Genomic DNA, 11,189 nt, shown 5'->3' on the forward strand with positions numbered 1-11,189 from the left:
TCGCGATCGCGCGGCAGCGACGGCGCCAACAGCGTCACGCCATCGCCCGCGAGCAGCAGCGGTCCCGGCGGCAATCCGGCGATCATCTCCGATACTGTCATCAGCCTTGCCGGTGCCAGCGCGCGCAATGCCGGATCGAATCGCTGCAGGAAGACGTCGTCGCGCTTGCTGTCGATCGCCACCAGAATCTCACGGCCCTCGCGCAGGGCCGGCGGCAGTGAAGCGGCGACGGCGAGAAAGCTGGTGATGCCGGCGATCGGCCGCGCCAGCGCCAACCCCAGCCCGCGCGCCGCGGCGAGACCGATGCGCAGGCCGGTGAAGCTGCCGGGACCGACCGTGACGGCGATGGCATCGAGGGCCGCCATATCGAGCGAGGCCGCCTTCATGACATCGGCCACCATCGGCAGCAGCCTTTCGCCATGGCCGCGCGTCATCTCCGCCAGCCGATGGGCCGCGAGCGCGCCCTCGCGCCAAACCGCCACCGAACAGGCATTGCCGGTGCAGTCGAGGGCCAGGAGCGTCGGATTCGCGATCGGTGCCAGGGTCAGGGCATGCGGCACGCCGGCCGGCCTTTCGGGTCCGGCGGCGGCGTCAGGCACCGATGCGGTCACAATCGCGCTCATGCGGATTTCCGGAAACTCCAATTCCTGATAGCTATGGCGGCGACGCCATCTTGCGACAAATGACGCGATAAGCCGAGAGAGAGCCTATGGATCTGGTCGAAATCAAGCCGCCCGAGTGGGATGTCGAGATCGAGCTGGCCTATGCCACGGCCAACAACATCACCGGCAAGCCGATCTATGCCTATCCGCGCTGCTACCTGCATCGCGATGCGGCCGACGCGCTGGCGCGCGCGATCGAGCTGGCGCGCGCGCTGGGCTACCGCTTCAAGATCTTCGACGCCTTCCGTCCGAGCGAAGCGCAATGGGCCTTGTGGAAGAAGGATCCCAATCCGGAATTCCTCGCCGATCCGCGGCGGGGCTCGCCCCATTCGCGCGGCGTCGCCGTCGACGTGACCCTGCTCGACACCGCGGGCCGCGAGCTCGAGATGGGCACCGGCTTCGACGAGTTCCGCCCGATTGCCCATCATGCGCGCACTGACGTCTCGGTCGAGGCGCAGCGCAACCGTGCAATTCTTTTGGGCATCATGACCGCCGCCCATTGGGACTTCTATCGCAATGAATGGTGGCATTACCAATTGTTCAATTCGCGAAACTATCCGGTCTACAGCGATTCCGCGCTGCCCCCGGGCCGCGAATTGATGCCGCGGCCGCTGGACCCGATCCCGGTGGAGTGACGGGACCGCGGCGCATCAAGATTTGCGTGCCGTCGACGCGCGCCCATCGTCATCCCCAAAAACAAAAACGCGCCGGAATGAACCGGCGCGCTTGAAATCTGGATCGGCTATGCGTCCGGCGCTTACGGCACCGCTTCGACCGCGACGACCTCGGGCACGTAATGCTTCAGCATGTTCTCGATGCCCATCTTGAGCGTGGCGGTCGAGCTCGGGCAGCCGGCGCAGGAACCCTGCATATGCAGATAGACGACGCCTTCCTCGAAGCCGCGGAAGATGATGTCGCCGCCATCCTGGGCCACGGCGGGGCGCACGCGCGTGTCGAGAAGGTCCTTGATCTGGGACACGATCTCTTCATCCTCGCCCGCGACCTCGGCTTCGGCCGGCGCGGCGATGCCTTCGGCCATGACCGGCTTGCCGGCGACGAAATGCTCCATGATGACGCCGAGGATGGCCGGCTTCATCAGGCTCCATTCCTGGTCCTCGGCCTTGGTGACCGTGACGAAATCGGAGCCGAAGAAGAGGCCGGTGATGCCCTCGATCTGGAACAGCCGCTGCGCCAGGGGCGAGCGGTCGGCCGTCTCGCGGGTGGGGAAATTGGCGGTGCCATCGCCCATCACGTCGCGGCCCGGCAGGAACTTGAGCGTGGCCGGATTGGGGGTCTGCTCGGTCTGAATGAACATGGGCTGGGCGCCTCCTCGGGCGCGAGGTGAATAACCTAGCTGTCTGCTCCGATAAATGGTCGATTGCCGCGCCGGGTTCAACCACATTCTGGTCGTGGTTTCGTGGCCTTAACCTCAAAACCCGTGATGGCTTGCGGATATAGGGCCGGGGGGCGGTTGCACGCGCCCCATTGTCGCGCCCGCCGCCGCCACCCACATCCGCTAGGCCGGTCCTGCCATGGTGGATTTCTTGACCGACGCGAACCCCGGGGTCTATGCCGAAGCTTCCATGTCCCAGACCTTGACCGACGCACTCCAGGCCTCCCTCGCGGCCCCCGCCCCTTGCGCCGACCCGGTCGCGCATTGGCTCCTGATCGACGGGCGCGAGCAGAAGTCGAGCGAGGGGCTGATCGAGGGGTTTTGCCGCCGCCTGGCCGATAGCGGCTTCCCGCTGTTCCGCTTCTTCGTCAGCGTGCGCACCCTGCATCCGCAGGTCGCCGCCCAGGGCTTCCACTGGTGGCGCAACCGCGACCAGATCAAGATCGTCCCGCGCGAGCATGGCATCTATGAGGAGCCCGCCTATCTCGACAGCCCCATCCGCCTGCTCCATGAGCGCCACGTCAGCGAGCTGCGCCGGCGGATCGAGGACCCGGCGGCACCGATCGACTTCCCGATCCTGAAGGATCTGAAGGCCGAGGGCGTCACCGATTATCTGGCGCTGCCGATCCTGTTCACCAGCGGCACCATCAACACGCTGGCGATCGCGAGCGACCGGCCCGGCGGCTTCACCGCGCAGGAGATCGCCTACTTCAAGGGATTGCTGCCGATCTTCACGATCGCCCTCGAGGTGCGCGAGATCAAACGCATCGCCTCGACTTTGCTCGACACCTATCTCGGCCATGACGCCGGACAGCGTGTGCTGCAGGGCCAGATCCGGCGCGGCGCCGGCGTGACCATGGCCGCCGCGATCTTCTATTGCGACCTGCGCGGCTTCACGGCGCTGAGCGAGAGCATGGCGCCCGATCAGGTGATCGAGCTGCTCAACGATTATTTCGGCTGCATGGCCGCCCCCGTTCAGGCGCTCGGCGGCGAGGTGCTGAAATTCATCGGCGACGCCATGCTCGCGATCTTCCCGATCGCAGACGATCTGGATCGTGATCGTGCCTGCCGCACGGCGCTCAAGGCGGGGCGTCAGGCGCTGATGGCGCTCGACGAGCTCAATCTGCGCCGGCGCGAGGCGGGCGAGGCGACGCTCGAGGTCGGGCTGGCGCTTCATACCGGCACCGTCATGTACGGCAATATCGGCGCTCCCGACCGGCTCGATTTCACGGTCATCGGCCATGCCGTCAATCTGACGACGCGGCTCGAGCGGCTTTGCCGCCAGCTCGGGCGACGCCTCGTCGCTTCCGAGCGTTTCGCCTCGCCCTGCGGCATCGAGATGGTGCCGCTCGGGCGCTTCGAGGTGCCGGGCGTGCATGGGGCCCAGGCCGTGTTCGGCCTGCCCGACGAGGTCAGCCGGCTCGGCGACGGCGCTGCATGACCGCAGCCATCGAACGCTGGCTGCTCGAGGAAGGCCGGCACAGCGCCGACCCCGGCGAGCTGCTCGACGGCATGGCCCGGCGCCTGGTCGCCGCGGGCGTGCATCTGGCGCGCGTCGGCATCCATCTGCGCGCCCTTCATCCGCAGGTCGCGGGTTTACGCGTGCTCTGGACGCCGGATCATCCGATCGAAGAGACGCTCTACGGCCATGAGACCGCGATCTCCGACGCCTTCGCGCGCAGCCCGCTCGCGGCCTGCTACAACACCGCGCTCACGATCCGCCGCCGGCTCGAAGGGCCGGAGAGCGCGTTCGACTACCCGATCCTGCATGATCTCAAGCGCGAGGGTTTCACCGACTATCTCGTCACGCCGATGAAGTTCAGCCAGGGCGAGGTTCACGGCATCTCCTGGGCGAGCCGGACGCCCGGTGGATTTACCGACCAGGACCTGACGATGATCCAGGATCTGGTGCCGGCGCTGAGCGTGACGATCGAGGTGCTGCATCAGCGCCGCACCACCGCGACCCTGCTCGACACCTATCTCGGCCGCGAGGCCGGACGGCGCGTGCTCACCGGCTCGATCCGCCGCGGCGAGGCGACCACGCTGGCGGCCGCCCTCTGGTATTGCGACCTGCGCGGCTTCACGCAATTGAGCGACCGGCTCGAGCGCGACCAGATCGTCGAGCTGCTCGACGATTATTTCGGCTGCATGGCCCAGCCGGTCGAAGCGATGGGCGGCGAGATCCTCAAATTCGTCGGCGACGCCATGCTGGCGATCTTTCCCATGCGCGACGATCTCGATCGCGACCGGGCCTGCCGCGACGCGCTGACGGCCGCCGAACGCGCGCTCCTGGATCTCGAAGAGCTCAACAAGGTGCGCGAGCGCGCCAGCAAGCCCGAGCTCAAGATCGGGCTGGGGCTGCATCATGGACCGGTGATGTATGGCAATATCGGCGCCGCGACGCGGCTCGATTTCACCGTGATCGGGCCCGCGGTCAATCTGGTGACCCGGATCGAATCGCTCTGCCCCGAGCTCGACCGCACGCTCCTGACCTCGCGGCCCTTCGCCTCGCCCTGCGGCTCGCGCCTGAAGACGCTCGGCCTGCATCCGCTCAAGGGCATCGAGGTCCCGCAGGAAATCTTCGGCCTGCCCTGAGCGACTCAGACGGCGTCAGCGCGATGCTGTCGCCAGCAGTCCCTTCAATTCATCCATCCTCGCCAGGATGCGCGCGGCACCGGCACGACGCAGCCGCTCGCCATGATCGCTGCGGCAATGCGAGCCACCGGTGAAACCGATCGCCGTCATGCCGGCCGCGCGCGCCGCCTCGATCCCGGCGAGACTGTCCTCGATCACCCAGCAGGCGTCCGGCCGCACCCCCATCGTCTCGGCCGCGAGCAGAAAGAGATCGGGCGCGGGCTTGCCGCGCGCGACCTGCTCGGCGCTGAAGATATGCGGACTGAAGCGATCGATCAGCCCGGTCAGGGTCAGCGAATGGCGCAGCCGCGCCGGCCCGCTGCTGGAAGCGACGCAGACCTTGGTTGCGATCGAGGCGAGCGCCGCCGCGACGCCAGGCATCGCCTTCAGATCCGCCGCGAAGGCCGCCTCGAGCCGGGGCCGCGTGAGCGCTGCGAAATCCGCCGGCACGCGCCGGCCGGTTCGCCGCTCGATATCCGCGAAGATCGTCGCGGCACTTAAGCCTACATAATTCTCGGCGATGTCGTCGGCCGTAATGACGATGCCGGCCTCCGCGAGACTTTCGGACAGGACCCGGCAGGCGATGACCTCGCTGTCGACGAGGACGCCGTCGCAATCGAAGATGACGAGTTCGGGCCGGCCCGGCCGGAACAACTCCCTGGCGCTCCTCAGGCGATGCTCTGGATATCCTGGTCCGAGAGATTGCCCGGCACGATCGTGAGCGGCACCCGCAGCTTGCCGACGAACTTGCCGCTCAAGGCCGAGACCAGCGGGCCCGGCCCCTTCGAATTGGTCGAGGCGCCCAGCACCAGGATCGAGATCGAGGGCTCCTCGTTGATCAGCTTGATGAGCTCGTCGCGCCGGTCGCCTTCACGCAAATAGAGCACCGGCATGGCGCCGGACAGGCGATAGACCTCGGCCGCCATCTTCTGCATCAGCGCCTCGGCCGCCTGGCGCGTCTCCTGCGCCATCACCTTGCCGACGCCGAAAAATTGCTGGAAATCGCCGGTCTCGGCGACATGAAGCAGGGCGACGCGCCCGCCGGTCTTCTGCGCGCGCCGGCAGGCATAGAGCAGGGCCACCTTGAGCTCGGGCGATTCGTCCACCACCACCAGGAAGACGCGGCCCTGCGCCCGGGGGGCTTCGGCCGGTGCGGCCTCGGTACTGGGCGGCTTGGCGGGTGGTTCGGCGGATGCGGTCATGGGAAGCTCCTCCCGATCAGATCTTGCGGAAGATGAGATAGGCGAACCAGCCGAGCAACAGGGCGGCCAGAATCGCACAGACGCCATAGGCCAGCGACTGGGTATGTGCGAACTGATAGAGCTCGGCGCCCACGCCGGTCTTGCTGATGACCAGCGGCGTGGTCTGGGCGCTGACCAGCTTGCCGTCGCGGATCAGCATGACCTCGACCAGATAATTGCCGATCGGCACGTTCGAAGGAAAGCGCAGCTCGGTGCGGAACAGCTGGTTGCCGAGGAAGCTCACCCGCCCCAGCGTCGTCGCATAGAGCCCCTGCTCTTCCTTGACCTTGAAGAGCGCCTGGCGGAAGGCCTCGACCTTGGTCGGCTTCGAGTCCGGGCGGATGACGGCGATGTTGTTGGGACCGACCTGCTGGCGCTGCAGCAGCTCGGGCGAGAGCAGCTCCTCGACCGGCCGGCTGCTCGCGACCGCATAGAAGCTCGGCACCAGGCCGAAGGTGAGGGTATCGCGATTGACCCAGATGCCCGCGACCCGTTCCTTGCGCCGGACCGAGACGTCGCTCAACGGACCGCGCACCGTCACGATGATGTCGCCGGGCCCGTCGGTGGCGCCGAACATCAGCACGTCGGTGCCGGCAAAGCCCGTGGTGATCGCGATCAGATGGTTCGACAGATCGGCGATCAAGGGAGCGGCCAACGCCGGCCGCGCTTGCGAGCCGCCGAGCGCGAAGAGCGCCATCAGCAGCAGGGCCGCGGTCCGGACGCGCAGCGCGGGGCTCATGACGATGTCCCCACGAGCGTGATCGAATAGATGTTCTTGGGCGTCGCCACCAGCTCCCAGGCCAGCACCACGCCGACGACCAGCACGAGGGCCGCCAGCAGCACGCGGATCTGCTCGGCCGGAAGCTTCTGCACCACGCGGCTGCCGATCTGCGCGCCGATCACGCCGCCGACCGTCAGCACCAGCGCCAGCACCACATCGACCGTCTGGTTCTGCACCGATTGCAGCAGGGTCACGTTCGCGGCGACGAAGATGATCTGGAACAGGGAGGTGCCGACCACCACCATGGTCGGCATGCCGAGGATATAGATCATCGCCGGCACCAGGATGAAGGCGCCGCCCACGCCCATCAGCGCCGACATGATGCCGACGAAGAACCCGACCGCCACCGGCAGGATCGCGCTGATATAGAGCCGCGATTTGCGGAAGCGCACTTTGAAGGGCAGGCCATGCAGCCAGATATGCTGATGCAGCTTGCGCGGCGCCACGATGTGATTGCGCCGGCGCAGGATGCTGCCGAGGCTCTCGATCATCATCAGCGTGCCGATCAGGCCCAGCAGGATGACGTATAACAGCCCGATCACCAGATCGATCTGACCCAAGCGTTTCAAGAGGCCGAACAGCAGCACGCCGACGGTCGAGCCGACGAAGCCGCCGATCAGCAGCACGAAGCCCATCTTGAAATCGACATTGTCGCGCCGCCAATGGCCGAGCACGCCCGAGACGGAAGACGCGACCACCTGGTTGGCCTGCGTCGCGACCGCGACCGCCGGCGGCACGCCGATGAGGATCAGGAGCGGCGTCAACAGGAAGCCGCCGCCGACGCCGAACATGCCGGAGAGAAAACCCACGCCTGTGCCGAGCGCCAGCAACATGAAGATGTCGAGCGACATCTCGGCGATCGGCAGGTAAATCTGCATGGCTGGAGCTCGGAACTCACCAACGCGGAATCGGGCGCGAATCCAGAGCCCTGACGCCCGGTTCCAGCGAACCCCTGCCGAATCGGGCGAAGCCCTCGATTTCACTGGAGATTACACAGGTGTCGCAGGCTGTGGAAAGCCTCGGCGGGACTTTTCGCGCGGGCCATCAGCGCCGTCCCGACGATGCGATGGGGCTGCACCCATCAGCCTCGTCTTTCCGAGGGAGAAATTCTGTGGGGCTATCTACTCTTTCGTCATTCCGGTGAAGGCCGGCATGACCAAGGAGGCAGGGGAGCCCGGCAGAAGAAGCCGCTTACTTCTGCAGGATCGCGGAGATCTCGCGCAGCTGGGTGCGGGCGCGCAGCAGGAAGAAGCCCTGCGCGGCCAGGTGGCTCGGCCGCAGGAAGGCGTCGGGGCGGCCGTTCACCACCACCAGCGGATCGAGCAAGGCCGCGACGCGGAACGTCTCCACCATCTGGTCCCAGGTGGCCTTGAGATTGCGCTCGGCGATGACCGGTGCGAAATCGGTGCCGAGATCGCGCAACAGCAGCCCATAGGCATAGAGCCGGCCCTTGGTCGCGTAGAAGATGTCGTCGGCCTGGAAATCGACCCAGTCGCCCGAATGTTCCTCGACCTGCTTGTCGAGAACGGCGGAGGCCGAGCCCAGATCGGCCGCGATGCGATCGATGGTGCTCTGGAGATTGTCGGCCCGGCGCTCGAACACCGCCTGGCCTTGGGAGAGGCGAAGATTGAAGTTCCTCAGCGTCTTGGCGGCAGCGAGATATTGCTGGTTGGAGGACGTAGTCGGGACCCAGGAGGTGGAGAAATCGAAGACCCACACCGTGGGCGAAAAGCTCAGTTGGCCCGCGGCTTTCTCCAGATCGGGGTCGACCTGGCTGGTGCCGCGCACGCGGCCGATCTGGTCTCTCATTTCCGTGGAGAAGCGCGCCAGGGCCGCGATGATGCCTTGCTGATAGTTCGGCATATTGTCGAGCGCCCAGCCCGGCATGAAGAAGGGATCGTTCGAGGGCCAGCCATATTGCCCGACCTCGCGGTCGACCAGCGCGGCGGCGAGTGCCACCGCCCGGCTGGCCCCCTCCGGCGTCGCCGGCGCCTGGAAGTCGGGATTGTCGTCGATCTTATGCACGATCAGCATGCCGACCGGGTAATAGAGGGCGGCGACGATCAGGAGCGCCACGACCCCGCGGAAGCTCCAGCGCAGGATCCGGCGCCGATCGACCGAGGGCTTCCACCAGCGTCGGCGCACCTTGGGTTCGTCCAGCAGCGGGTCGTTCAGGAGAGGATCGTTCTCGCTCATCCGGCACTCCGATTGGCTGCTGGGGTTTCGCCGGGCCAGGATCGCGGAGGTCCGGTCCAGGCGCTGAGGTCAGACGCTATCAGATGAGGCGCGGACCGGAAGCCGGCAAGCCCGGTCCCGAGGCACTCCAATAGTCGGCGCCCTTGCCTCAAGGCCGCAGGAAGCCGACCAGGTCCTCGACTTCCTTCAGGATCGGGGCCGAGAGCGCGCGGGCCCGCTCGGCGCCATGACGCAGCACCGCGTCGATCTCCGAAGGCTCGGCCAGGAGCCGCTTCATCTCAGCCCCGATCCGCCCCAGGGTCTCGACCGCCAGATCGGTCAGGGCCTGCTTGAAGGCCGAGAAGGCCTTGCCCTCGAACTCCGCCAGCACCGAAGCCAAAGGCCGGTCGGAGAGCGCGGCATAGATGCCCAGCAGATTGAAGGCCTCGGGTCGGGCCGCGAACAGCTCGTCCTTCACATGGCCGTCCGCTCCCAGCGCCTCGGGTCCCGGCAGCGGATGGGGATCGGTCTTGGCCTTGCGGATCTTCTGCGCCACCAGCTCGGCATCGTCGGTCATGTTGATGCGGCTCATATCCGAGGGATCGGATTTGCTCATCTTCTTGGTGCCGTCTCGCAGCGACATGACGCGCGTGGCCGGGCCCTGGATCATGGGCTCGGGCAGCGGGAAAAGTTGGACCCCGAAGTCGTTGTTGAATTTCTGCGCGATGTCGCGCGCGAGCTCGACATGTTGCTTCTGGTCCTCGCCCACCGGCACATGGGTCGCCTTGTAGAGCAGGATGTCGGCGGCCATGAGGTTCGGATAGACATAGAGCCCGGCCGACGCGTTCTCGCGGGCATTGCCGGATTTCTCCTTGAACTGGGTCATGCGGTTGAGCCAGCCCAGCCGCGCCACGCAGTTGAAGATCCAGGCGAGCTGCGAATGGCCCGGCACCTGGCTCTGGTTGAAGATGATGTGCTTCTGCCCGTCGATGCCGGCGGCCATATAGGCGGCGGCCACCTCCCGGGTGCTCTTGCGCAGCTCGGCCGGCTCCTGCCAGACGGTGATCGCATGCAGGTCGACGATGCAGAAGATGCAGTCGAACTGGTCCTGCAGCCGGACCCAGTTGCGGATCGCACCCAGATAATTGCCGAGATGCAGGTTACCGGTGGGCTGGACGCCGGAAAAAATGCGATTCATGGGTCTGGAAGGGCTCTTCAGGGGTCAAAAACGCGGTTTACTCGCGCGAAACCGGATGATCGCTCCGGGTTTTCGCGCCGCCGGAAGGCTCCGGGCGGGCGCTTTTATGGCCGCCGGGGGCCCCCAAGGTCAAGCCGGGGGCCGTTTTCGGGCCGAATTTAGAGTGCCTGCCAAAGGGTTGAATAGCCCTTTGATTTCTATTGAAACCCGGGGCCGCCGCTCCAATATTGGAGAGCGAGTTTAGTGGCTACACCCAGGAGGGAACGAAACGCCATGGCTATGGGACCCGATCCGCGTCTGATGACGCGCGCGCAGGCCGCCACCGCCGACATCGATGTCGGGCTGCGGGCGTACATGTTGCGCGTCTACAACTACATGACCGGCGGCTTGGCTGTGACGGGCATCATCGCCTATGTCATCGGCACCAACCCGTCCTTCTACCAAGTCGTCTACGGCACGCCGCTGGCGTGGGTCGTCATGTTCGCCCCGCTGGTTCTGGTGATGGTCTTCAGCTTCCGCATCGCCAAGATGTCGATGGGCGCAGCACAAGCGGTGTTCTGGGCCTTCGCCGCACTGATGGGCGTGTCGCTCAGCTATATCTTCGTGGTCTATACCGGGACCTCGATCGCCCGCGTCTTCTTCATCACGGCCGGCACCTTCGCGGCGATGAGCCTCTATGGCTACACCACCAAGCGCGACCTGACCGCAATCGGCTCGTTCCTGATCATGGGCCTGATCGGCGTCGTCATCGCCTCGATCGTCAATATTTTCCTGGCGAGCTCGGCGCTGAGCTTCGCGATCTCGGTGATCGGCGTGCTGGTCTTCACCGGCCTGACCGCCTACGACACCCAGAAGATCAAGTCGATCTATAGCGCGCTCGACGGGGCCGACATCGCCGGCAAGAAGGCGATCATGGGCGCCCTCAACCTCTATCTCGACTTCATCAACCTGTTCCTGATGATGTTGCGCCTGTTCGGCAACCGCAACTAACCAAGCCAGCTGCATCGCAGCTGGCTGCAGCGCCCGGAAGCTCCCGCTTCCGGGCGTTTTTGTTCGGGCCGCCCGGCCGGCTTCAGGTTCTGCCGGCGAGCGAGGACAGGAACAG

The 11,189-nt window shown here is 66.0% G+C and carries 12 protein-coding genes; 4 read left to right on the forward strand and 8 right to left on the reverse strand.

Going from position 1 to position 11,189, the window contains the following annotated elements; all coding sequences use genetic code 11:
- Window positions 1–623 (reverse strand): tRNA (adenosine(37)-N6)-threonylcarbamoyltransferase complex dimerization subunit type 1 TsaB (gene tsaB, locus ACREE8_RS06675; protein WP_431572203.1); only part of this gene is annotated, 623 nt, incomplete at its 3' end.
- Between the two features lie 86 nt (window positions 624–709).
- Here tsaB and ddpX point away from each other — a divergent pair.
- On the forward strand, window positions 710–1,297 hold the full coding sequence (ddpX, locus tag ACREE8_RS06680) for a D-alanyl-D-alanine dipeptidase (protein ID WP_431572204.1): 588 nt from the start codon (window positions 710–712) through the stop codon (window positions 1,295–1,297).
- A gap of 122 nt (window positions 1,298–1,419) precedes the next feature.
- Here ddpX and ACREE8_RS06685 read toward each other — a convergent pair whose 3' ends face one another.
- Window positions 1,420–1,977, reverse strand: coding sequence for a NifU family protein (locus tag ACREE8_RS06685; protein ID WP_431572205.1), 558 nt, complete (start codon window positions 1,975–1,977; stop codon window positions 1,420–1,422).
- 268 nt (window positions 1,978–2,245) lie between these two features.
- Here ACREE8_RS06685 and ACREE8_RS06690 point away from each other — a divergent pair, with 268 nt between their 5' ends.
- Together ACREE8_RS06690 and ACREE8_RS06695 are read left to right on the forward strand one after the other, a co-directional pair.
- Window positions 2,246–3,496, forward strand: coding sequence for an adenylate/guanylate cyclase domain-containing protein (locus ACREE8_RS06690; protein ID WP_431572206.1), 1,251 nt, complete (start codon window positions 2,246–2,248; stop codon window positions 3,494–3,496).
- Window positions 3,493–4,650, forward strand: coding sequence for an adenylate/guanylate cyclase domain-containing protein (locus ACREE8_RS06695; RefSeq protein WP_431572207.1), 1,158 nt, complete (start codon window positions 3,493–3,495; stop codon window positions 4,648–4,650). The genes ACREE8_RS06690 and ACREE8_RS06695 overlap by 4 nt, the downstream gene beginning before the upstream one ends.
- 15 nt (window positions 4,651–4,665) lie before the next feature.
- On the opposite strand, the gene ACREE8_RS06700 is transcribed toward ACREE8_RS06695, so the two are convergent.
- The 6 genes from ACREE8_RS06700 to trpS form a co-directional block, all read right to left on the reverse strand.
- On the reverse strand, window positions 4,666–5,343 hold the full coding sequence (locus tag ACREE8_RS06700) for an HAD family hydrolase (RefSeq protein ID WP_431572208.1): 678 nt from the start codon (window positions 5,341–5,343) through the stop codon (window positions 4,666–4,668).
- A gap of 14 nt (window positions 5,344–5,357) precedes the next feature.
- A complete protein-coding gene (locus ACREE8_RS06705; RefSeq protein ID WP_431572209.1) occupies window positions 5,358–5,891 on the reverse strand; it encodes a universal stress protein in 534 nt (177 codons plus the stop codon).
- 16 nt (window positions 5,892–5,907) lie between these two features.
- The gene (locus tag ACREE8_RS06710; RefSeq protein ID WP_431572210.1) at window positions 5,908–6,669 is read right to left on the reverse strand and encodes a TIGR02186 family protein; all 762 of its coding nucleotides are present in this window, start codon (window positions 6,667–6,669) and stop codon (window positions 5,908–5,910) included.
- Complete coding sequence (locus ACREE8_RS06715; RefSeq protein WP_431572211.1) at window positions 6,666–7,589, reverse strand: sulfite exporter TauE/SafE family protein; 924 nt, start codon at window positions 7,587–7,589, stop codon at window positions 6,666–6,668. The genes ACREE8_RS06710 and ACREE8_RS06715 overlap by 4 nt, the downstream gene beginning before the upstream one ends.
- 313 nt (window positions 7,590–7,902) lie before the next feature.
- Window positions 7,903–8,907, reverse strand: a complete 1,005-nt coding sequence (locus ACREE8_RS06720; RefSeq protein ID WP_431572212.1) for a DUF2333 family protein — start codon at window positions 8,905–8,907, stop codon at window positions 7,903–7,905.
- A gap of 148 nt (window positions 8,908–9,055) precedes the next feature.
- A complete protein-coding gene (gene trpS / locus ACREE8_RS06725) occupies window positions 9,056–10,084 on the reverse strand; it encodes a tryptophan--tRNA ligase (protein ID WP_431572213.1) in 1,029 nt (342 codons plus the stop codon).
- 273 nt (window positions 10,085–10,357) lie between these two features.
- On the opposite strand from trpS, the gene ACREE8_RS06730 reads away from it, so the two are divergent.
- Entirely contained in the window at window positions 10,358–11,074 is a 717-nt protein-coding gene (locus ACREE8_RS06730) for a Bax inhibitor-1/YccA family protein (RefSeq protein WP_431572214.1), read from the forward strand.
- The last annotated feature ends 115 nt before the right edge of the window (window positions 11,075–11,189 follow it).

It is taken from the genome of Hypericibacter sp. (assembly GCF_050729195.1).
Classification (GTDB): Bacteria; Pseudomonadota; Alphaproteobacteria; order Dongiales; family Dongiaceae; genus Hypericibacter.